Genomic DNA, 22,526 nt, shown 5'->3' with positions numbered 1-22,526 from the left:
CACACACTGCCGCCGGGACACTCGAGGCGTCCCGACGGAGCGTGGATAAAAGGGGAGCGGCCGCGGGTCGCGTCAGCGTCGCGGCATTACTGTCGATCGGGGCCTTCGCGGATCCGCCGTCACGGCGCCGCGGGCAGAATCAGCCGCCGGAGGCCTCGCGCCGCGCGGCGGGCTGCCACAGGACTTCGGAACCGTTCTCGTGGCGCGCCAGCACCCGGCACAGTACGAACAGCAGATCCGACAGGCGGTTGAGGTAGGCCAGCGAGCTGGGCCGCAGGGCCTCGTGGTGATTGACCGCGACCAGCCGCCGCTCGGCGCGGCGGCAGACAGTGCGGGCAATATGACAATCCGCGGTGGCCGGGCCGCCGCCCGGGAGGATGAACTCCTCCAGCGGCGGCAGCTCGTCATTGAAGCCTTCGAGCTCGACATCCAGGCGTTCCACCGACGCCTCCGGCAGCGCCTGATGCCCCGGCACCGCCAGCTCCGCGCCCAGGTCGAACAGCTCATGCTGGATCAGCGACAGCGAACGCCGTACGTCCTCGGGCAGCTCGTGCACCAGCACCCGCCCGATGACGCTGTTCAGCTCGTCCACATCACCAAAGGCTTCGACGCGATGCGAGTCCTTGTCCACGCGCGAGCCGTCACCCAGGCCGGTACGCCCCTCGTCACCCGTGCGGGTCGCGATCTTCGACAGTCGATTGCCCATGACCTTACCTCTGCTGCTGATAACGCAGTTTCACGAACGCGGCGCGGCCGGGGTTGTTGTAATCGGCATCGTTGAACGAGTCACGCGCGACCACGTAGTCGCGATCGAAAAGATTCGACACCGAAGCCTCGATACTCCATTCCGGGTCAAATCGATAGGCCGCACGCAGATTCATGGTGCCGTAGCCCGAGAGCCGCTCGTCATTGTCAGCATCGTTGTAGCTGCGGCTGCGGGCAAGGAGCGTACCGCCCACGGAGAAATCACCGATCCGGCGGTCCAGGTCGAAACGGGCTGACGCCGGCGGACGGCGACGCAGTTCGTTGCCGGTGTCACGATTTTCCGTATCCAGCAGGGTCAGCGAGACCCGGGCATTCCACGGCCCAAGGTCATGCCCGCCTTCCAGTTCGAGACCCCGGATCCGCGCTTCGTCCACATTCACCGGCAGGAACTGGCCGCCGACCAGCCGGTTGTCGATCAATTCATCCACGCGTGTTTCGAACACCGCCACATCCACGTAGGCGAGGCTGGCCGAATACCGGGCACCCAGCTCCGCGGTACGGGATTCCTCGGGCTCAAGATCGGGGTTGCCGAATCCGGGGAAGTAGAGCTCATTGAAGGTGGGTGCCTTGAACGCGGTGCCGTAGCTGGCGCGCAGGCGCAGGGCGTCGCTGGCCTGCATGCCCCAGGCGACCTGGCCGGTGGTCTTGTCACCGAACTCCTCGTTGTCGTCGTAGCGCAGCGAGCCTTCCAGATCGTGGTTACCGAGTTCGGTGCGCACGACCGAATAGACACCCACGTTATAACGTGAGTCTTCGTCGTAGTCGGCGGTACTGTCGACACGGTCCTCGTAGGCGTCTACCCCGGCGATCAGGTCGGTGCGCTCCCCCAGGCGGACATCGTTGCGCCAGGTCAGCTGATCCCGCTTTGTATCGAATCTCGAAGAGAAAAATCCGCCCGCGAAATTGTCGTTTTCGTCCCGACTATGGGCCACTGCAAGCTCGGTATCCCAGCGATCAAGAACGGGCAACCGGAGACCGGCCTGCATCGCCGCATGGACGAAATCGGTTTCATCCTGGAAACCATCGAACTCGGTATTGCCTTCGGAATAGAGGACATTGCCGAAAAGTTCGATCCCGTTGTCGAGGCGGTGGGCAACCTTGCCGGCCAGCGAGGTGTTGTCATAGCCATCCGGATCGTCGTCACCCACGTCGTCCTGCACGTCGATGCCCTCGGTATCGAACATACTGACGGACAGGCTGTAATCGGTGCGCCCGGTGCCGCCGGCCACGCCGAGCCCGGCCTCCCAGGTGCTGAAGCTGCCGGCGCCGAGGAAGGCATTGACCCGCGGCGGCCCTTCGCGGCCCGCGCGGCTGAAGACCTGGGTCACCCCGCCGATGGCATCGGAGCCGTAGATGGAGGTGCGCGGCCCGCGCACGATCTCCACGCGATCGATCTCTTCGGGCGGCAGGAACTGCCAGCTGGCGCCGCCGCTGGTGGCCGAGCCCATGCGCACGCCGTCGATCAGCATCAGGTGGTGATCGGAGTTCGTTCCCCGAAGGAAGACACTGGACGTCTTGCCGAACGGGCCATTACCCGCCACCGAGACCCCGGCGCGTCCCTCCACCAGATCGGTGAACTGGCGCGGCTGCAGGCGTTCGATCTCTTCACGGTCGATGACGGTCACCGAGGCGAGGGCCTCGTCGACGGTCTGGCTGAGACGGGTCGCAGTGACCTGAACGGGTTCCAGGGTCGCGGAGTCGGAGTCGGTGCCCGGCGCCTCGTCGGCCACGGCCGGGGACAAGGCTGCAACGATGGCTGCGGAAAGGATACTGCGTTTCATGTCTTCGGATCTCCCGGCGAGCCGCCCGCACGCCGCTGGTTCACGGGGATCGCGCCGGCGCGAGGGATGAAGACGAGGAACGCATTCCCGGCGGGAAACGGGTACGGGGACCCGTGGCGGGAACGGTCATCCGTCTCGCACGCCCTCCGCGTGCCGCACGACCATTCCCCGGCCGGTCTCCGGGCTGACGAGCGGGAGATTCCCGGCGGGCGGCGCCTTCCCGTGTCCATGACACAGTGGCATTCGGCCGCCAGCCTCGAGGATCCACTGCCGAAGGACTCCGGAATGGATCCGCGCTCGATCACCGTTGCGGGGGCAGCGCCGGACTCGCGCGTGAGCGCTCACCGGACTTCCCGTTTAACCCGGCGGCGAAACCGCCAGGGCACCGAGGAACGGGGCGCAGGGTACATGAGGCCCCCCTGATTTTCCACCCGTGCTCTCCGGCCGACCGCGCGGCGTTCAGGTCTGCCGCGCCTCCTCGGCCTGGCGATAGCGGGCGCCACGACGCAGCAGGCGGCCCCATTCCTTGTCCTGGACCATCGCGTCGAATTCCGGCGAGCGCTCGGCACGCAGGGCCACCGGGTGGGACTCGTCCCCGGTGTTCTGCGCCAGCATCGCCAGGCGCTCGGGGTTGGCCCGGTAATGGGTCTCGAGAAAGCCGCGCATGCCGTCGGTCAGCGGCAGGTGGTAGACCCGGGTCAGGCGCAGCGCGAGCCGCTCCGCCGCGCGCCCGAGGTCCTGACGGACCATGCGCACCATGGCGGAGCCCAGCCCGGCCTTGGCGTCGGCGCTCATGCCCACGTACAGCCCGCCGAGATAGGCTGCGGGACTCGCATAGATCGCCCGCTGGATACCGGGGTTGCTCAGCTCCACCAGCGGGTCGAGCAGCAGCGCCAGCTGGATGCCGATGCGCTTGGCGGTATCGCCGTCCAGCGGCTTCTTGCCGAAGAAGATGAAATCGCCCTCGCGCCGGATCTGCAGCTCCTCGAGATATTCGCACAGACCGTCGGCCAGCCGGATCTTCTGATCATCGTCCAGTTCGATCAGCTCCTCCGACACCCGGATCCGCCGGGCCGAACGCTTCTGCCAGCGCTGAGCACCCTTGCGGTCACGTTCGCGCCGGCGCAGGTTTTCCCAGCGTTCCACCGCATTGGCGTAACGGCTCTGCGCCTGCATCAGGCGGTCCCGGGCTTCACGCAGCTCTTCCACCTGCGACATCGCGGCACCGAGGATACGGCCGTCGGGGCTCTTCACGTCCGGCTCCGCCTCCAGCATGGTCCGCAGGCCGGCCAGCACCTGCTGTCCCATGACCGGCAGGGGTTCGCGCAGATGCTGCTGGGTGATGCCACTGGTCTCGCTCTGCGCCAGCAGCATCCCCAGCGAGCGGAGACGGCTGATCACCCCGGCCTGGGCCACGCGGAAGCGGTTGCTCTGGTATTCCAGCCGGTCCAGCGCCCGGCCCAGCTGCCAGGGCCCCGACCATTCGAAACTCAGGCGCTTGATCTGGCGCCCGTTGACCAGCTCGAAGGCGAGCACGAAGATCGCCTGGACATCATCCAGGGTGCAGCGCGTAAGGTCATCCGCATCCGCCGCGGAGAACAGGCGTTCGAGAAACTGGTCGATGCGGCGCACGCCGTCCTCGCGCGTCGGCGCGACCCCGCGCAGGCGGTCACGCAGCAGCTCGGCGAGATCCGAATCCTCGGCGTGCAGCCGCTCGAGCGCGGCCATGCGCGCGTCGGCGGTGGCCTCCACCAGGTCCGCGACCCGCGCATGCAGCCCCAGACGCCGATAGATCTCGATCTGCTCGGCGGTGGAGGCCAGCGTCGGGTCGCCGGTCATTTCGCGCACCGCGACCGCCACCGCCTCCGGGGAGACCTCCACCTCGTGCAACAGCACCGCCGCCGACTGGCGCCGCCGCATGTCCGGCGTCATCTCGCCCATGGCCAGGTCACGGGTCGCGAACAGCAGATCCGGCAGCAGATCGATGGTATTGCGCAGCTGGACCTGCGAGCGCTCCTGACGCCGCCCGCGGGTCGCATCGGCGACAAAGCGCGCGATCAGGCCGATCACCCCGAACAGCAGGGTGTAGACCGCGAAGAAGACGAAGTTCTGGGTGGGAGCCGCATGGCCGAACCCGAGGAAATAGCCGCCCTGCATCGCGAGGAAGGTCACGGGACCGGCCGCCCACAAAAGCTGCAGCAGGTTCAGCGACCACGGGACTTTGCGGGCACTGGTCGCCACTTCGGTGATGCGGCTGCGTCCCGCAGCCTCGATCAGGACCTGGTCCTGATTCGACTCCTGCGTTTCGGGGGCCCCCGATGCCTCGGACTTGCGTTGACGAAAAAGGCGGAACACCCCTACTCCCCGAACACCGGAATCCCCGGTCAGTGTAAAGCTCGAACGCCCCGCACGTCGCCGTCAGAACGGCGGGGACCCACACTGGACCCGTGCCGGAGGCCGGGGTTCACCGCGCGGAAGAAATCAGCTCGTTCGCCGGCGGCACCGAACGCACCCCGGGGTCTTCGCGCCCGCAGAGATAGTCACGGGTGAGCGGAACGGCATCCTGCCGACGCGCCATCTGGATATGGAACACCACCTGCTTCCACCAGCGGAAAGTGCCCTCGCAGCTGGCCAGATAGAACTCCCACATGCGGCAGAAGCGCTCGTCGAAACTGGCCGCCGCCTCTTCACGGACTGCCTGAAAGCGCCGGTACCATTCGGCCAGGGTTTCGGCATAGTGCAGCCGCCAGAATTCGATGTCGGTGGTGTACAGCGGCGTGGGCTCCAGCGCTTCCATCACCTCGGACAGGGCGGGGGTGTAACCGCCGGGGAAGATGTATTTCTTCAGCCAGGGGTTGGCCGTGCCCGGTGGCTCCTGACGACCGATGGTGTGCAGCACCGCGATCCCGTCGGGCTTGAGCAGGTCGTTGACCCGCTGGAAAAAGGTGCCGTAGTTCGGCTGCCCCACGTGTTCGAACATGCCGACACTGACGATCCGGTCGTACTGATCGTCGTGCTCGCGATAGTCCTGGTACAGGAAGCGCACCTTGTCCTCCAGACCCCGGCGCTTCGCTTCGTCCTGCGCTACCCGCAGCTGCTCGCGCGACAGGGTAATGCCGTCGACCTGGACATCCGCGTGCTCGGCCAGATACATCGCCAGCCCGCCCCAGCCGCAGCCGATGTCCAGCACGCGCATGCCCGGCTCCAGGCACAGTTTCTGGCGCAGGACCTCGCACTTGGCCTGCTGCGCCTCCTCCAGGCTCATCCCCGGCTCGGCGAAATAGGCGCAGCTGTAGAACATCCCCTCGTCCAGGAACCGCCGGAACAGCCATTCATCCACGTCGTAGTGGTGAGAGATGTTCTTGTAGCTGCGCGCCACCCGGTTGCCCTGCTCCACGAGGGCGCGCAGCGAACGCGTCAGGAAACCGACCCGCTTCTGGAACATCGGCGCAAAGTTGCGCATGGTCATATCAAGAAAGGCCCGCAACCCTTCCGGACCGGGCGACCACAGCCCGTCCATGTAGCTCTCGCCCAGCTCGAAAGCGGGATCCCGCGCAATGCGCTTCAGGGCGCCGGCATCATGCAGCTGCATGACCACTTCCGGCTCGCCGCTGCCAAAACGCTGCTCGGTGCCATCCGGGTGACGCAGGGTCAGCGTCCCGTAGCGAACATACTGTTCCAGCATCCGTTCAATCATTACTGAGTGCCCCCGATTCCCTGAAATCCGGCACGATTCCGTGTCCGGCTATTTTTTATACCGAGTCTAACTCTCACCCCCGGGCCCGTCCAGTGGAGCCGGTCCGCACACCATCCGTTGTACCAACGCATCAAGCCCAGGGAAACACTGATCAATGTACACGCTCGCGCTCGAGTCGCTTTTGCGTGCGAACAAGGCGCGGCAACCGCCGTGCAGCATTCTGCACAAGGGAGCCGCAACGCCGTACGCGCGCCCGTTTTTGATCAACAACGGGCGGCCGAGCCCCTTCGGGGTTGGCACCCCGGGTTCCCCGATCCTGCGTTGCGGCCCTTGCCGGTAGAACCACTACCGGCTGCGCACCGCGCCTTGTCTCGGAAAACCCGGGGTGCCAACGCGAACGTGTACGTTGATCAGTGTTTCCCTGGGGAAACACCGCCACCGCGAGCGCCGGCGTAAAAATCCGCGGCGTCTTTCCACATTGCCGCAAACGGGCTACCCTCCGGACATGACCTTGCGCCCGACTCAAGCCTGCGATCAGTGCACCCTGCGTCAGCTCTGCCTGCCCATGGGTCTGCCGGATACCGAGCTGTGGCAGCTCGACGAGATCGTGCAGCAGCGCCGTCCGATCGAGAAGGGCAGCACGCTGTTCGCCATGGGGTCGCCGTTCGAATACCTGTATGCGGTGCGCACCGGCGCGATGAAAACGGTGCTGATGGGTGACGACGGGACCGAGCAGATCACCGGCTTCGCGCTGGCCGGCGAACTGCTGGGACTGGATGCCATTCACCAGGGGTCCCATCCGGTCACCGCCATCGCGCTGGAGTCCACCAGCGTCTGTGCGGTCCCGTGGTCGCTGGTGGATGACCTGTCCGGCCGCCTGCCCACGTTCCGGCAGCACCTGATGGGGGTGATGAGCCGCGGCCTGGCGAGCGAGGAGAACCTGCACGCCCTGCTCGGCCAGCGCAGCGCGGAGCAGCGTCTGGCAACGTTCCTGCTGTCGCTGTCGCAGCGCCACCAGGCACGCGGGCTGGCGGCCAACCGCTTCATCCTGCCGATGTCGCGCGCGGAGATCGCCAACCACCTGGGCCTGACGCAGGAAACCATCAGCCGGCTGTTCACGCAGATGCGGCGCCAGGGCCTGATCGAGCTGCACACCCGCGATCTGCACATCCCCGACCTGGATGCCCTGCGGACCACGGCCGGCGTCAGCACGTCCGCCGCCAGCAGTGCCTGACACCCGGGCCACCGGGGATTTCTGGTCGTTCGCCGAATCCGCCTGGAGCCATCCGGAACTGCGCGATCGGCTGATGACCTGGCAGGACGACCACGGCGCTGACGTAATTCGGGTGCTGTTCGCCGCCTGGCATCCCGGGGCGCTGACCACCGACGATCTCGATCGGCTGCACGCCCGGGCACGCGACTGGAGTACCCGCGCCACCCTCCGGATCCGGTCCCTGCGCCGACGCCTGCACACCCCCGAACGACATGCCCTGTACCGCGCCCTGCTGGAACTGGAATTGCGCGCGGAGCACCTGGGGGCGCTGCACCTGCTGCAGGAATGCCCGCCTCCGGCCGCCGCCGCAGCCCCGAACCGGCGCCCGCGCGCGGACACCATCGGAGAGCGCCTCGCCCGCCTCGAACCCGGACTCCCGCCGGACGAACGCACCCGCGGGGCGGCCGAACTCGCGGCGATCCCGGATCCGGACTGACCGGCCGCGCCGGTAAAACACCCCACGCCCGGGCCGCCCCCTGCACGCGGCCCGCGGTTCCGGCTATCCTGACGGGTTCCACTCAGCCAGACGGCAACCGAACATGTCCGACGCAATGCGCGACCAGCTCCTCAAGGCGGGACTGGTCGACGAAAAGCAGGTCAAGAAGGCCCGCAGCGAACAGCACAAGGGCAAGAAAAAGGCCAAAAAGCCGAAGAAGGCGGCGCCACCCGCGGCCGAGCCCACGGCCGCCGAGCAGCGTCAGGCGGAACAGGCCGAACGTTCGCGGCGCAAGAACGAGGAACGCCAGGCGCGCGCCGCGCGCAAGGCCCTGACGGCCCAGCTGCGCGAGCTGGTCAGTTCCAACCTGTATCCGGTGCCCGCCGGCGAGGACGCCGAGGACTATCACTTCCAGCAGGGCGGGCGGATCCGCAGCCTGCCGGTCACGCCGGCCCTGCGGCGCCAGCTGGCCGACGGACGCGCCGCGATCGCCGGCCTCGACCACCGACCGGAGGCCGGTTTTCGCCTGGTGCCCCGCGAGACCGCGGATCGCATCCGCGAACGCGACCCGCAGTGGCCGCTGGTCATCCCCGCCGAGGAGGCCGCGGACAGCGAACCGGCCGCCGACGACCCGTATGCGGATTACGTGGTGCCCGACGACCTGATGTGGTGAGACTCCGTCGCGTCAGTCGTCGTCGGTGCGCTTGACGTCGGCGGCCGGCATGCCCCGCTGCTGCGGGCGCCGCACGCCCTCGTTATCCGTCGGCTGCGGCTCCATCTGGCGCTCGCCGAGGGCCTGAGGCGGACCGTCCTCCGCCTGCGGTTCGCCGTCGCAACCGGCCAGCCACAGGCCGGCGGCCAGCAGCAGGGCCGGACTTATCTTCCGCATGTTCATGTCTTTCTCATCTCCTCCGAAGGCTTCGCCATCAGCGTGCCGGCGCACGGGCGCGACGCCAAGAACTCGGGTCGCAACCGGGGGCACGTCCGTTACGGGGTCACCCGGGTCCCGGCGGTCCCGGCGAGGAGGGCCGCGGCCGACTCCAGCGCCCCGATACCCGCGATGCGGCCACCCGCGGCCACCCGCCGCGCCGCATCCAGCTTGGGCCCCATGGACCCCGGCGGCCATTCGGCCGGATCAATGTCGCTGGCCGTCAGGCGGTCCAGCCGCCGGGCCCGGTCCGTGCCCCAGTCGGCATAGACCGCATCGACATCGGTGAGCATCAGCAGGGCATCGGCCTCCACCTCGGCGGTCAGCAGGGCCGCAGCAAGATCCTTGTCCACCACCGCCTCCACGCCCGAGAGCCGGCCGTCGGCATCGCGCGCCACCGGAACCCCGCCGCCGCCGGCACACACCACCAGGGTCCCGGCAGCCGCCAGGGTCCGGATCGCCGGCACCCCCAGCAATGCGCGCGGCTCGGGCGAGCCCACCACCCGCCGCCAGGCCCTGCCGTCGCGAGCAATGCGCCAGCCACGCTCCTGTGCCAGGCGCCGCGCGGCCTCCTCGGCGTAGGTCGGTCCGATGAACTTGCTCGGCTCGTCGAAGGCCGGGTCCTGCGGGTCGACCTCGGTCTGCGTCAGCAGGCTTGCCACGCGATCATGTCCCAGTGCGTTGTGCAGCTCCTGTGCGAGGATATAGCCGATCATCCCGTGGCTCTCCGCACCCACCACGTCCAGCGGCCAGGCGATGCGGTCGCATTCCGCCTGGTTCGCCAGCAACCCCACCTGCGGGCCGTTGCCGTGGGTCACGATCACCTCGTGCTCCGCCGCCAGGCCGGCGATGGTCGCGGCCGCGCGCCGCGCGTTGTGCCGCTGATTCGCGGCCGAGGGCGTCTCCCCCCGCTGCAGCAGTGCGTTGCCCCCCAGGGCGACCACGATGCGCATGCCCGTACCTCCCGTCAGCCGTCAATGAGCCTGAATGCCTGCTGCCAGGCCTGCTCGATCCGTTCGAGTTCATGATCCTCGATCTCGCCGAACTGTCCGCGCTTGTTCCGTGACAGCCGCCCCTCGTTCTGGTGGAGAAGACGCAGCAGCAGATCCAGACGCCGATCCGGCAGATCCACGATCTCGCGCACCGCGCGGCGTGCAGCGTCATGACCGCGAAGGAAACGCAGTTCTTCCACCAGATCTTCCCGGACGGTGCGGGCCACCGTTTCCGCGAGGTATTCGGTCTGCGCCGTCAGATCGGGGTAGCGATAGTAACTGGCCACCTCTTCCGGATTCAGCAGCTCCAGCCGCCCTTCGGGGTCCAGATGGTAGTCGACCCGCTCCTCCATCAGCGGCCGCGAGTAACGCTCCAGCACCGCGTCGTATTCGGTAATCCGACGCAGCATGGTGGCCGATACCGGAAGCATGAGATTGCCTTCCACGAATCCGTCGCGATGCAGCAGATCGTGGATCAGGAAACGATGGAGCCGCCCGTTACCGTCTTCGAACGGGTGAATGAAGACAAAGCCGAACCCCACGGCCGCGGCGCGAACCAGCGGCGAAAGTCCGCGACTCCGCGTAGCCACCGTCGCCAGGCCTTCCATCATCGAGACCAGCCATCCGGGCGGAGGGCATACGTAGTGCACACGCTGCGTGAAATCCGGCCGCTGCTCGCCCACGTAATTCTGGACAGAGCGAAAACCGCTTTCCGCATAGCGCGGGTCCACCACCAGATTCTGGCGCCGTGTCAGGCCGGCCTCGTCCAGCAGCTCCGCGAGCGGCACCCGCCCTGCTTCACGCAGCAATGCCACGAAGCGCTCGAGACGCCCGGAGACCGGTTCCGGCTCATGTTCGATCCCGTAGGTCGAGCGCGTTTCCTTGAGGTAGAGATAGTCGTTGGCCCGGGCAAACAGTTCCGGTGGAAATGCCCCGATCAATCCGGACAGCTCCTCGGTCAGCGGCTGGGCCAGGGCGTCTTCAAGTCGCTGCGTCCGACGAATGACCGGGCAGAAATCACCATTGCCAAGAAGGTTGTCCCGGACCCGCCAGCGCCGGTCGAATTCCGGCTCCGCTGCGGTCAGGTAATGGTCAGGGTTCAGTGCATCCACATAGTTACCGCCCGCTGTCCGCGAGACCGCGAGGCGCTCCCCGGTCAGGCGTTCGTAGAAGAACCCCATCAGCCGCCGATAACGCCCGGTGGGCTTTTCGCTCACCGCCTCCTCGATCGGTGCGGGACCACAGGCGCGAAACAGGTCCGCGAGAACCGCCAGATTCACGCCCTCGTGCTTCAGGGCGAATTCGAGCTGGTTCGCGAGCGCATCCCCGGGGTCGTACTGCGGCGGATATTCGCGCCGGACCGCGCCGTCCTCCTGCCATGTTTCACGCAGGCGCGTGCCCGGACTCGACGACACGGGCAAAGGGGCGGACGGCAATCCGAATGTCCGAATCAGCCACCGATAACCCAATGAGCTCATACGCCGTATCCATGGTGTTCAATGGCCCAAGATTGCAACAAAATCGATTCGGGCGAAACATTTTTGTTACGAAAAGGCGAAAGCGCAAAAAAACGATTACGCAGCCGTCGGTTGGTCAGGAAGCGTCGCTGTAATCTTCGTGCAACCAGTCGCGCAAATCCTCGAACCCGGGGAGATCGCCGTCCCCGGTGGCCGGCGGCAGCTCGAAGCCGTCGTGAAAGCCGCGGGCCCGGAACGGCTCCAGCAGCTCCGGGTCCCCGGAGATCACGTGCACGGGCACCGCCCACGAGGGGTCCGGGCCGGTGACCAGGGCCGCCGGCTGGTGGTCGCCCGGCATCAGGAACAGGGTGTCCTCGTCCACGTGGTCACGCGCCCAGTGGCCGCTGACCTCCAGCGAGTAGCGCACCGCCTCGGCGTAATAATCGCGGACGCGGTCGAAGTCCCGCCACAGGACCTCGGGGGCGGGCCCGGCCCCGGCCTGTTCGTGGAACACCCGCCCGTCGTCCATCGCATCCGGGTCGTCCAGCACGTCCAGCACCGGGGTCCACGGGGCGTGACTGCTGACCAGCGCGAGCATCGCGAACACCGGCGCCTCCCCGCCCTGCGGGTCCGGCCGCACGTCCTGTTCGAAGCGCCACCAGGTGAATTCGTCGGGCATGGTGACCCAGAAGAACGGAGGGCCGCGGTAGTCCATGCCGTTGCGGTCCAGGATCCGGTCCCAGCCGAACCAGCGCCCCTCCGGCCAGTCGAGGGTGATGGCCGGGGCCAGCATGGCCGTGTGATGGCCGGTGGCCGCGAAGTCCTGCACCAGGGTCGCCCGCTCGCGCTCCTGCAGCCGGCGGTACTGCCCGGCATGCCGCACGGCCACGCCCGACAGCAGGGTGGCATGCGCCAGCCACGACTGCCCGCCGGCGATCGGGGCCTTCATCACCCCGGTCACCACGTGCAGATCCCGCGCGGCGAGATCCTGCTGCAGATCCTCCAGCGTCGGCTCGATCACCTCGGCATAGCGCGGGATCTCCAGCGCCGAGACCCCGTAGGACTCGATCAGACCCACCACCACGTCGACGCCGGCCAGGCCCTCCAGCGGCCGGGGTTCGGCCAGCCGCGGATCCTCCTCCAGCCGGTGCGCCAGCACCCGGTCCTCGCGCCGCGCCTCGCGCATGCCATCGACCTGCTCCGTTACCAGCGCCACCGCCGGGGCCGCCGTGCGCGGCGGTTCCACGCCCGTCGCGTGGCTCGCGAGCCCGACGAGGCCCGCGCCCAGCAGCACGAAACCCGCCCCCCGGGGCACGAGCGGGCGCGCCAGCAGACGCGCCAGCGACCACACCGCCAGCCCGATCACGGCCAGCAACGCCGCGGCGGCCAGGATCACGCCGACAGTGGGCAGGTTGCCGGTCAGCAGCCGGAACACGGCATCCAGCAGGCCGATGTCCACGTAGACATTCAGCGGACGGGCGAGGCTGACCCGGGCCAGCGCATCGAACAGCGCCAGTACGATCAGTGCAAGGAGGGCAGAGGCCAGCACCCGCGCCAGTACGCGCGCGGTGGCCAGAGGAAGAACGGCGAACAGTCCGGCCAGGACCACGGCCTCCCAGGCCAGCCACCCCGGCCCCGGGCCCGCGTGGCGCGGGATGTCCAGGGCCAGGACCAGCCCGTTCAGGAGCAGCAGGGTCAGCAGGACGCGGACCCCGCCGGGGACGGCGCGCAGGCGCCGGCCGGACTGTTCGGGCGGGAAGCTCAACCCGCCCGAATCAGAAGCTCATCGAGCGATCAAACTCGGCCACCGCCTGCACGTAGTGGCCCATGCCGGCGTATTCGGCGGTGGCCAGGAAGTTGTCCGGGGTCACGTCCCGACCGCGGCCGCAGGCCTCGCAGACCCACAGCGGCACGCCGGCGTCGACCAGATCCTCGACGATGTCCTTCATCGCCGGCATGTTGTGGCCGACGATCTTGTCGTAGACGTTGCGGTTGGCGATGTTCGCCGCCTCGCCCTGCAGCCATACGGTCACGTCGTGGCCCTGGTCCTTGGCCACCTTGGCGGCGATCATGCCCAGCGTGGCGCGGGTGGGGTCATCGGTTCCGGCGGTAACGGCAACGATAAAGCGCATGGTCGATTCTCCTGTGTCGTCGCGTGTCGGCCTTGCGGCCGGTTGGCGGACCCGGCGGGCCCGTTGTTGTTCAAACAGTCCGCAGCGTACCCGATCAGGCGCCGGTCCGGCTCTGGCGGGCCAGGCGCAGCGCCATCAGCAGCCACGGCAGTCCGTGCACCAGCAGACCGCCCCAGCCCGCCGCACCGGCGAGTTCACCGGCCAGCAGGTCGCGCACCAGTCCGGCGATCGCCGGCTCGGGCTGCCAGGGCCACAGGCCCACGGTCGCCACGATCAGGGCAAACAGCCACAGCGGCAGGCGGTCGAACAGGCGCAGAACGGTCGGCATGGCGCGCATCCTATCGCATACGAACGGCGGCGCCGCATGCCCCGACACGGCGGCGCGGATTCAGTGGCGAAAATGCACGAACAGCCGACCGTGATTCTTCGAATCCTTCTCCACCCGGTGGTAACGCGCCTTGACCTCCGGCTGCTGCAAAAAACGCAGCACCCGCTTTTTCAGCTGCCCGCTGCCCTTGCCGTGGATGATCTCCACGGTCTTGATGCGTTTCTCGCAGGCCTCGTCGATCGCGCCGTTGAGCGCCTGATCGATGCGCCGGCCATCGCGAAAGCATTCGTGCAGGTCGATGGAAAGCCGCGACATACGGGCCTCCGTTCACACGTCCACGTCGGCCAGGTGCCCCTTGCCCTCCAGCCAGGCGCGGCGTTCCCCGGCGCGCTTCTTGCCCAGCAGCATGTCCATCAGGCTGCCGGTCTCCTCGGCCGAATCCAGGGTCAGTTGCACCAGCCGGCGGGTGTCGGGATTCATGGTGGTCTCGCGCAGCTGCATCGGGTTCATCTCGCCCAGCCCCTTGAAACGGGTCACCGCGACCTTGCCCTTCAGCTTTTCCGCCTCGATACGCTCCAGCACTCCGGCCTTTTCGTCCTCGTCCAGGGCATAGAAGGTCTGCTTGCCGACATCGATTCGGTACAGCGGCGGCATGGCCATGAACACGTGGCCCTGCTCCACCAGCGGGCAGAAATGCTTCAGGAACAGCGCGCACAACAGCGTGGCGATGTGGGCGCCGTCCGAATCGGCGTCCGCGAGGATGCAGATCTTGCCGTAGCGCAGCCCCTCCAGGCTCTGCGTCCCCGGATCCACGCCCAGCGCCACGGCGATGTCGTGGATCTCCTGCGAGGCCAGCACCTGGTCGGGCTCCACTTCCCAGGCGTTCAGGATCTTGCCGCGCAGCGGCATGATCGCCTGAAAATCGCGGTCGCGCGCCTGCTTGGCGGAGCCACCGGCGGAGTCGCCCTCGACCAGGAACAGTTCGGTGCGCGCCAGCTCCTGGCTGGCGCAGTCGGCCAGCTTGCCCGGCAGGGTCGGGCCCTGGGTCACCTTCTTGCGCACCACCTTGCGCCCCGCGCGGCTGCGCTTCTGCGCATTCTGGATCGCCAGCTCGGCGATGCGCTCGCCCTGCTGCGGGTGCTGGTTGAGCCACAGACTGAAGGCGTCCTTGATGACCCCGGAGATGAACGGCGCGGCCTGGCGCGAGGACAGCCGTTCCTTGGTCTGCCCGGCGAACTGCGGATCCTGCATCTTGAACGACAGCACGCTGGAGACCCGTTCCCACACGTCCTCCGGCGCCAGCTTGATCCCGCGCGGGATCAGATTGCGGAATTCGCAGAACTCGCGCACCGCATCGGTCAGCCCGGTGCGCAGGCCGTTCACGTGGGTGCCGCCCTGGGTCGTGGGGATCAGGTTCACGTAGCTCTCGGACACGACCTCGCCGCCTTCCGGCAGCCAGGTCACCGCCCAGTCCACCGCCTCGCTGTGGCCGGAGACCGACCCCATGAACGGTTCTTCCGGCAGGCGTTCCAGCCCCTCCAGGGCCTCCACCAGGTAGTCGCGCAGACCGGCCTGATAGCACCACTCGCAGGCCTCGCCGGTGGTCTCGTCGCGAAACGTCACGGTCAGGCCCGGGCACAGCACCGCCTTGGCGCGCAGGATGTGCTTGAGCCGCGGCACCGAGAATTTCGCCGAGTCGAAGTACTGCGCATCCGGCCAGAAATGCAGCGTGGTGCCGGTGTTGCGCTTGCCGACCTCGCCGACGGCCTCCAGCTCCTGCAGCTTGTGACCGCCGGCGAAGGCCATCTGCCAGCGCCGGCCGTCGCGCCGGATGTCCACGTCCAGGCGCTCGGACAGCGCGTTGACCACCGATACCCCGACCCCGTGCAGCCCGCCTGAGAACTGATAGCTCTTGTCGGAAAACTTCCCGCCGGCATGCAGCGTGGACAGGATCACCTCGACCCCCGGGCGGTTCTCGCGCGGGTGCAGGTCCACCGGCATGCCGCGCCCGTCATCGGTGACGGACACCGAGTCGTCCTTGTGCAGGACCACGTCGATACGGCTGGCGTAGCCGCTGACCGCCTCGTCCACCGAATTGTCGATGACCTCCTGGGCGAGATGATTGGGCCGCGCGGTGTCGGTATACATCCCCGGGCGCTTGCGCACCGGGTCCAGCCCCTCGAGGACTTCGATGTCGGATGCGGAATAGCTCACTCAGGAACCCCTTTGTTGATCATGCCCTTTGCCGGCCCCGTCCTGCTGAACAGCACTCCCCGGACGGAACCCGCGGCCCCGCGCGCCGCACAGTGCGCAGCGTACCAGAGCTCGCGGGCACGCGGCTGCTTGCAATCACCGGGACGATCCCAACAATGCACCGCATATCCCGTATTCCGATCTTTCAGGAGGTTTCCGATGACCGAAGCCGAAAACGCCACCGGCGATGCCATTCTCGACGTCACCCGCGACAGCTTCCAGCAGGCGGTGCTGGACGAATCGCACCGGCGTCCGGTGCTGGTCGACTTCTGGGCCGCCTGGTGCGGACCCTGCAAACAGCTGATGCCGCTGCTGCAGAAGATCGCCGAGGATTACGGCGGCGCGTTCCGCCTGGCCAAGGTCAACAGCGACGAGAACCAGGAGCTGGCCGGGCAGTACGGCGTTCGCAGCCTGCCCACCATCATGTGCTTCCGTCACGGCGAGGTGGTGGACCAGCAGATGGGCGTGCAGCCCGAATCCGCCATCCGCGAGATGATCGATCGCCACGTCGAGCGTCCCTCCGACGCCCACCGCCAGCAGGCCCTGGCCGCCCTGCAGGCCGGGGACGCGGCAGGCGCCGTACACGCGCTGGAACAGGGCGTGGCCGTGGACCCGGGCAACAAGGACCTGCGCTCCGAGCTGGCCCGCGCACAGATCCGCGTCGGCGACACCACGGCCGCCCGCGCCACCCTGGAATCCGCGCTGGAGGCCTTCCCCGAAGACCCGGATCTGCGCATCGAACTGGCGCGCGCGCTGTCCCAGGCGGGTGACCCCGACGCCGCCGAGGCGCAGCTCAACCAGCTGCCGCTGAACCGCGCCGAGGATGATGCGGTGAAGACCCTGCGCGCCCATCTGCGGTTCTCCCGCCGGGCCGCCGGCGCCGACCCGCAGGCGCTGACCCGGGAGATGCAGCAGGGCGATCCGGCGCCGGAGACCCTGGAAACCCTGGCCGCGTATTCCATGCTGCACGGTCGCTACGAGGAGGCCCTGGGCCTGTACCTGGAGCTGATGAAGCAGCACCCGGACTACAAGGACAACGAGGGCGACAACGCCGGCAAGAAGGGGCTGCTGGCGGCCTTCAACGCCCTCGGCAACGACAATCCGCTGGTCAGCCAGTACCGCCGCAAGATGATGGCCGCGATGTACTGACCGCCGGCCGGCCGCTGCCGGTCGGGAAGCGGTTTCAGTCCGCGACGGCCACCTGATCGCGGCCGCTGTTCTTGGCGGCGTAGAGGGCGTCGTCGGCCCGGCGCACCAGGCGCTGGTAGTCCGGGTGGCCGTCGTGACTGGCCAGTCCGATGCTCACGGTCAGCCCGAGCTGCTGGCCATGGGCACCCTGGAACGGCTCGGCACGGACCGCGGTGCGCAGTTTCTCGGCGATGCGTTCGGCATCGCGCGGAACCACGTCCACCAGCATCATCAGGAATTCCTCGCCGCCCAGGCGAAAGAGGTAATCGCCGGCCCGCGAGTTGCTGACCAGCAGCGTGGCGAACTGCTGCAGGATGCGGTCACCGGTCTCGTGGCCGTGTTCGTCATTGACCCGCTTGAAATAATCGATATCCAGGGCCAGTACCGCAAAGGGGGCATGGGTCTGCTGTACGCTGGCAATGTGCCGTCCCAGTACCACGGGCAGGAACTTGCGGTTCAGGGTCCGGGTCAGGACGTCGCGCCCGGACTCCAGTTCGTTGCTGCGCTCGAACAGCTGACCCAGATGGTAGTCGATGCTGCGGACCTGCTCGCGCACGTCACGCAGGTAATCCTGCCGCTGCCGGGCCTCGACGCAGACCAGCGAAGGCAGCAGGAACTCGTCGATGCGGGCGATGGCCTCCAGCACCCGCTCGGTTTCCGCGGCCCCGCCAAAGGCGTCCACTCCCTTGTGCCGGAACCACAGGCCGAACTCGGAGGCCGCCAGCCGCGGCAGCTGCTCGCCCGAGGCCCCCATGGCCAGATCGAACATCAGCCCGTTCTCCCAGTCCAGCAGGCAGGCCCGCTGGCGGTCTTTCTCACTGGCGAGGTTCTCCGACACCGCAAACAGACGGTAGGCCTCCTCGGCGCGGGCGTTGCGCTCATGCGAGCGCGAATAGGCGTGGCTCATCAGCTCCATCGCCATGTCGATGCTGTCGGAGACATGCCGCGCGGCCTGCAGGCGCATTTCGTGCCCCATCGCGGAATCCCGGTCGAGCAGGGTCAGGAAATGCTCCTTCACGCAGCGCGCGCCGCGCATGACCAGATGGATGGGGATGGAGATGCGCGCGTGGATATCGCCCACGTGGGCCTGACGGGCGGCCTGTTCCTCCACGCCGCGGCCGCTCTCCACCGAGAAGATGCCGCGGATCCATTCCTGCAGCGAGGCGTCCAGCCGCGAGTTGACGTCCTCGTGGTCGAGAAACACGCAGGCATCCGGGTCCGCCAGCATCTCGGCATAGAACCGTTCCGCCAGCATGGCGCGGTGCTGCTCCGCGAGCTCGCGCACGCGTGCACGAACGCGCCCGGGGCAGCGTTCGAGGCGCCGCTGCCACTCGTCGACCAGCTGCTGCGCCACCGCCCCTGCGGGCTCTCCTTCAGACATCCTTCACTCCCGGTCGCATGGCGCGCACCGGCCTCACGCCGGTCGCGGGGTGGTCATTGGACCCCGCAGCATGACAGGCGTCAACGCGAGCGTGCACATTGACCAGCGTTTCCCTAGACTCCCGTCGATCAGGCGTCACGAGGAAACGCGAATGAACCGGTACGGCGGATGCAACGGTCCGGCCCTGCTGCTCGGCCTGCTGGGGGTGCTGCTGGCCCTGCCGGCCGCGGCCGGTCAGGCCTTCGTGAACATCGGCACCGGCGGGGTCACCGGAGTGTACTACCCCGCCGGCCAGCACCTGTGCCGGCTGTTCAATGCGGCGCGCGACGAACACGGCATGCGCTGCACCGCCGAAAGCACCGGCGGCTCGGTGTTCAACCTGAACATGATCCGTTCGGGCGACATGGACTTCGGCGTGGCCCAGTCGGACCTTCAGCACCACGCCTACCACGGCAGCGGACGCTTCGAGGCCTTTGGCCCGGCGCATCACCTGCGGGCGATGTTCAGCCTGCACCCGGAACCGCTGACCCTGGTGGTGCACCCGGACTCCGGCATCGAGGGGCTGGATGACCTGCGCGGCCAGCGGGTGAACATCGGCAACCCCGGTTCGGGTCAGCGCGCGATGATGGAAGAACTGCTGGACGAACTCGGCTGGGACCATGACACCTTCGCCCGGGTCGCCGAACTGCCTTCGCGCGAACAGGCCCAGGCCCTGTGCGACAACCGGGTGGATGCCTTCGTGTTTTCCGTCGGGCACCCGTCGGCTGCGATCCAGGAACCCATCGCCACCTGCGACGCGCGCCTGGTCTCGCTTCAGGGCGAGGCCATCGACCGCCTGGTGGACGAGACCCCGTACTACATGGCCGCCGAGATCCCCGCCGGGACCTATCCCGGGCAGGACGAAACCATCCGCACCTACGGGGTCGGCGCGACCCTGGTCACCTCGGAGCGCACCAGCAGCGAGGCCGCCTACGCCCTGACCCGCGCGGTGTTCGAGAACTTCGATACCTTCCGCGGCCTGCACCCGGCGTTCGCGGGACTGGAGCGCGAGGCGATGGTCGACGAAGGCCTGTCCGCGCCGCTGCATCCGGGGGCGCGGCGCTATTTCCGCGAGGCAGGATGGATCCATGACTGAGCCCGAACGCACACCCCCGCAATCCGCCGCCCCGCAGGAGATCGAGACCGGCGCCCGCCATCCCGGCACCGCGACGCGCAGCCTGATCTTCGTGGTCGCGGTCGCGTGGTCGCTGTTCCAGCTGTGGATCGCCTCGCCGCTGCCGGATGCGCTGGACTGGTTCACGGTGTCGGACACCGATGCCCGCGCGGTGCATCTCGCCTTCGCGGTGTTCCTCGCCTTCCTGCTGTTCCCGGCGCTGCGCCCGGGCGGCGGGCGCGCGGTGCTGCCCCGCAGCTTCGGTGTGGCCTACGCCCTCGGCGGGCTCGCCCTGCTGGGTCTGGGGGCCTGGCAGTTCATCGGCCTGGAACGTCTGGGCGAGGTCTACGCCGCGCTGGGCGCGGCCCTGCTGCTGGTGGCCTGGCCGCTGCTGCGCGGGCGCGATCCGCTGGACCGGGTCCCGGCGTTCGACTGGCTCTATGCCGCGGTCGCCGCATTCAGCGCGCTGTATCTGTACCTGTTCCACGAGACTCTCGCGGACCGCGCCGGCGCACCCACCGAAGTCGATCTGATCGTCGCGGGGATCGGCCTGATCCTGCTGCTGGAGGCCGCCCGGCGGGTGCTGGGGCCGGCGCTGACCATCATCGCGGCGATCTTCCTGTTCTACACCTTCGCCGGGCCGCTGATGCCCGACCTGATCGCCCACCGCGGCGCCAGCTACCCGCGCGCGATGGCTCAGCAGTGGCTGTCCAACGAGGGCGTGTTCGGGATCGCCCTGGGGGTCTCCACCAGCTTCGTGTTCCTGTTCGTGCTGTTCGGCGCGCTGCTGGAACGCGCCGGGGCCGGCGACTACTTCATCCGCGTGGCCTTCGCCCTGCTGGGGCATATGCGCGGTGGCCCGGCCAAGGCCGCGGTGATCGCCTCGGGCATGACCGGACTGGTCTCCGGTTCCTCGATCGCCAATACCGTGACCACCGGCACCTTCACCATACCGCTGATGAAACGCGTCGGCTTCCCCGCGCACAAGGCGGGGGCCATCGAAGTCGCCAGCTCGGTCAACGGCCAGCTGATGCCGCCGGTGATGGGCGCAGCCGCGTTCCTGATGGTGGAGTACGTGGGCATCACCTACGTGGAGGTCCTCAAGCACGCCATCCTCCCGGCCCTGATCGCCTACATCGCGCTGCTCTACATCGTGCATCTGGAGGCCTGCAAGGGCGGCATGGAAGGCCTGCAGCGCGCGGTTGGCGGCACCCTGCGCGGACGCCTGATCGCCTTCGGCCTGACCCTGAGCAGCCTGATCATCCTCGCCGCCGCGGTGTACTGGGGGCTCGGCTGGATCAAGGACGTGGCGGGCGAGCGCGCCGCCTGGATCATCGCCGGTCTGTTGTTCGCGGCCTATCTGGTGCTGCTGTGGATCGCCGCGCGCGAGCCGGACCCCGAGCCGCTGGACACCGACCGCCCGCTGCCACGCATCGGCCCCACAGTGCTGGCGGGCATGCATTTCATCCTGCCGCTGGTGGTGCTGGTCTGGGCTCTGGTGGTGGAGCGCCTGTCGCCGGGGCTGGCCGCGTTCTGGGCGGTGGCCTTCATGATCTTCATCGTACTGACCCAGCGGCCGCTGGTGGCGCTGATGCGCGGCACGGGCGGCCTGCTGCAGGCCGCATGGGTCGGGGTCTGGGAGCTGTTCCACGGCTTCGCCACCGGCGCGCGCAACATGATCGGGATCGGGGTGGCCACGGCGGCGGCCGGAATCATCGTCGGCACGGTGGCGATGACCGGGCTCGGGCTGGTGCTGACCGACGTGGTCGACACTCTGTCAGGCGGCAACCTGCTTCTGGTCCTGCTGCTGACGGCCGTGATCAGCCTGATCCTGGGCCTGGGCCTGCCGACCACGGCCAACTACATCGTGGTGGCCACGCTGATGGCCCCGATCGTGGTCGAGCTGGGGGCCCAGAACGACGTCCTGATCCCGCTGATCGCCGCCCATCTGTTCGTCTTTTACTTCGGCATCATGGCCGATGTCACCCCGCCGGTCGGTCTCGCCTCGTTCGCCGGCGCGGCCGTCGCGAAGGCCGACCCGGTGCGCACCGGCCTCCAGGCCTTCGCCTACAGCCTGCGTACCGTGGCCCTGCCGTTCTTCTTCATCTTCAACAGCCAGCTGCTGCTGATCGGGGTGGACAACGTGTTCCAGCTGGCGCTGGTGTTCTTCGGCTCGCTGGCGGGGATCCTGGCGTTCACCGCGGCCACCCAGGGCTGGTTCCTGACCCGCAGCCGCTACTGGGAGTCCGCGCTGCTGCTGGTGGTGGCCTTCACCCTGCTCGCACCCACCGTGCTGATGGACCGCATCGCGCCGGCCCATGTCAGCGAGGACCCGGCGACCCTGACCGAGGTGGTGGACGCGGCTCCGGACGGGGCCAGCCTGCGCCTGCGGGCCACCGGCCTGGATCTGGAGGGACGCGAGGTCACCCGCACGGTGATGTTCCCGCTGGGCGGGCGGCGTGACGACCCGCTGGAGCGCCTGTCCGAGGCCGGACTGGACGTGGATCCGGAGGAAAGAACGCGCATCCGCACGGTTGCTTTCGGCAGTCCCGCCGCCCGCGTAGGCTTGGAAGGTGGCTGGGAGATCACCGCGGTGCTGGTGCCCACCGACCGGCCGAGCCCGTACTGGTTCTATCTGCCGGCGCTGGCCCTGGGGCTGGTGGTGGTATGGAACCAGCGGCGGCGCGATCCGCCTGTGGGGCCCGGCCCGGCAACGGCGGCGCCGACGCTCCCGGCCTGAACCGCGCGGGTCCAGCCCGGAC

General features: G+C 68.2%; 19 protein-coding genes and 1 riboswitch. Of the genes, 6 read left to right on the top strand and 13 right to left on the bottom strand.

What is annotated here, in order from left to right; genetic code table 11:
- Window positions 1-139 precede the first annotated feature (139 nt).
- From F620_RS0105130 to F620_RS0105115, 4 genes are all read right to left on the bottom strand, one after another.
- Window positions 140-706, bottom strand: a complete 567-nt coding sequence (locus tag F620_RS0105130; RefSeq protein ID WP_018870226.1) for a cob(I)yrinic acid a,c-diamide adenosyltransferase — start codon at window positions 704-706, stop codon at window positions 140-142.
- A 4-nt stretch (window positions 707-710) separates the two neighbouring features.
- A complete protein-coding gene (locus tag F620_RS0105125; protein ID WP_019569712.1) occupies window positions 711-2,546 on the bottom strand; it encodes a TonB-dependent receptor domain-containing protein in 1,836 nt (611 codons plus the stop codon).
- 152 nt (window positions 2,547-2,698) lie between these two features.
- Window positions 2,699-2,951, bottom strand: a riboswitch (cobalamin riboswitch).
- Window positions 2,952-3,005: 54 nt separating this feature from the next.
- Window positions 3,006-4,901 (bottom strand): hypothetical protein, encoded by a 1,896-nt coding sequence (locus F620_RS0105120; protein WP_019569711.1) that lies wholly within the window; start codon window positions 4,899-4,901, stop codon window positions 3,006-3,008.
- Between the two features lie 109 nt (window positions 4,902-5,010).
- Window positions 5,011-6,243 carry a class I SAM-dependent methyltransferase gene (locus F620_RS0105115; RefSeq protein WP_019569710.1) on the bottom strand — a complete coding sequence of 411 codons (1,233 nt, stop codon included), beginning with the start codon at window positions 6,241-6,243 and terminating at the stop codon, window positions 5,011-5,013.
- 505 nt (window positions 6,244-6,748) lie between these two features.
- On the opposite strand from F620_RS0105115, the gene fnr reads away from it, so the two are divergent.
- From fnr to F620_RS0105100, 3 genes are all read left to right on the top strand, one after another.
- A complete protein-coding gene (fnr, locus tag F620_RS0105110) occupies window positions 6,749-7,477 on the top strand; it encodes a fumarate/nitrate reduction transcriptional regulator Fnr (protein WP_019592870.1) in 729 nt (242 codons plus the stop codon).
- Complete coding sequence (locus F620_RS0105105) at window positions 7,470-7,952, top strand: DUF2390 domain-containing protein (RefSeq protein WP_019569708.1); 483 nt, start codon at window positions 7,470-7,472, stop codon at window positions 7,950-7,952. Before fnr ends, F620_RS0105105 begins: the two co-directional genes overlap by 8 nt.
- Before the next feature lie 103 nt (window positions 7,953-8,055).
- Window positions 8,056-8,625, top strand: coding sequence for a DUF2058 domain-containing protein (locus tag F620_RS0105100; RefSeq protein WP_019591160.1), 570 nt, complete (start codon window positions 8,056-8,058; stop codon window positions 8,623-8,625).
- Window positions 8,626-8,637: 12 nt separating this feature from the next.
- Here the strand turns inward: F620_RS0105100 and F620_RS0105095 are convergent, their stop codons facing one another.
- The 8 genes from F620_RS0105095 to parE all read right to left on the bottom strand — a co-directional run bounded on the left by F620_RS0105095 (window position 8,638) and on the right by parE (window position 16,003).
- Window positions 8,638-8,847, bottom strand: a complete 210-nt coding sequence (locus F620_RS0105095; RefSeq protein WP_018870233.1) for a hypothetical protein — start codon at window positions 8,845-8,847, stop codon at window positions 8,638-8,640.
- Window positions 8,848-8,939: 92 nt separating this feature from the next.
- On the bottom strand, window positions 8,940-9,833 hold the full coding sequence (locus F620_RS0105090; protein WP_019569706.1) for a carbamate kinase: 894 nt from the start codon (window positions 9,831-9,833) through the stop codon (window positions 8,940-8,942).
- Between the two features lie 14 nt (window positions 9,834-9,847).
- Window positions 9,848-11,287, bottom strand: coding sequence for a Fic family protein (locus tag F620_RS0105085; protein WP_019569705.1), 1,440 nt, complete (start codon window positions 11,285-11,287; stop codon window positions 9,848-9,850).
- 178 nt (window positions 11,288-11,465) lie between these two features.
- Entirely contained in the window at window positions 11,466-13,094 is a 1,629-nt protein-coding gene (locus F620_RS0105080; RefSeq protein WP_019569704.1) for a hypothetical protein, read from the bottom strand.
- Between the two features lie 10 nt (window positions 13,095-13,104).
- Window positions 13,105-13,461, bottom strand: coding sequence for a DsrE family protein (locus F620_RS0105075; RefSeq protein ID WP_018870237.1), 357 nt, complete (start codon window positions 13,459-13,461; stop codon window positions 13,105-13,107).
- Window positions 13,462-13,555: 94 nt separating this feature from the next.
- Complete coding sequence (locus F620_RS0105070; RefSeq protein WP_018870238.1) at window positions 13,556-13,789, bottom strand: hypothetical protein; 234 nt, start codon at window positions 13,787-13,789, stop codon at window positions 13,556-13,558.
- 60 nt (window positions 13,790-13,849) lie between these two features.
- On the bottom strand, window positions 13,850-14,104 hold the full coding sequence (locus tag F620_RS0105065; protein ID WP_018870239.1) for a Smr/MutS family protein: 255 nt from the start codon (window positions 14,102-14,104) through the stop codon (window positions 13,850-13,852).
- Window positions 14,105-14,116: 12 nt separating this feature from the next.
- Complete coding sequence (gene parE / locus F620_RS0105060) at window positions 14,117-16,003, bottom strand: DNA topoisomerase IV subunit B (RefSeq protein WP_019569703.1); 1,887 nt, start codon at window positions 16,001-16,003, stop codon at window positions 14,117-14,119.
- Window positions 16,004-16,201: 198 nt separating this feature from the next.
- Between parE and trxA the strand changes: the two genes are divergently transcribed.
- A complete protein-coding gene (trxA, locus tag F620_RS0105055; protein ID WP_019569702.1) occupies window positions 16,202-17,191 on the top strand; it encodes a thioredoxin in 990 nt (329 codons plus the stop codon).
- Window positions 17,192-17,225: 34 nt separating this feature from the next.
- On the opposite strand, the gene F620_RS0105050 is transcribed toward trxA, so the two are convergent.
- Window positions 17,226-18,584 carry a diguanylate cyclase gene (locus F620_RS0105050; RefSeq protein ID WP_019569701.1) on the bottom strand — a complete coding sequence of 453 codons (1,359 nt, stop codon included), beginning with the start codon at window positions 18,582-18,584 and terminating at the stop codon, window positions 17,226-17,228.
- 178 nt (window positions 18,585-18,762) lie between these two features.
- Between F620_RS0105050 and F620_RS0105045 the strand changes: the two genes are divergently transcribed.
- Both F620_RS0105045 and F620_RS0105040 read left to right on the top strand, forming a co-directional pair.
- The gene (locus F620_RS0105045; protein ID WP_019569700.1) at window positions 18,763-19,746 is read left to right on the top strand and encodes a TAXI family TRAP transporter solute-binding subunit; all 984 of its coding nucleotides are present in this window, start codon (window positions 18,763-18,765) and stop codon (window positions 19,744-19,746) included.
- Window positions 19,739-22,504 carry a TRAP transporter permease gene (locus tag F620_RS0105040; RefSeq protein ID WP_019569699.1) on the top strand — a complete coding sequence of 922 codons (2,766 nt, stop codon included), beginning with the start codon at window positions 19,739-19,741 and terminating at the stop codon, window positions 22,502-22,504. The genes F620_RS0105045 and F620_RS0105040 overlap by 8 nt, the downstream gene beginning before the upstream one ends.
- Window positions 22,505-22,526 lie beyond the last annotated feature (22 nt).

Source organism: Thioalkalivibrio sp. ALE11 (genome assembly GCF_000381205.1).
GTDB lineage: Bacteria > Pseudomonadota > Gammaproteobacteria > Ectothiorhodospirales > Ectothiorhodospiraceae > Thioalkalivibrio.
This window is presented reverse-complemented; position numbering and strand designations above follow the sequence as displayed.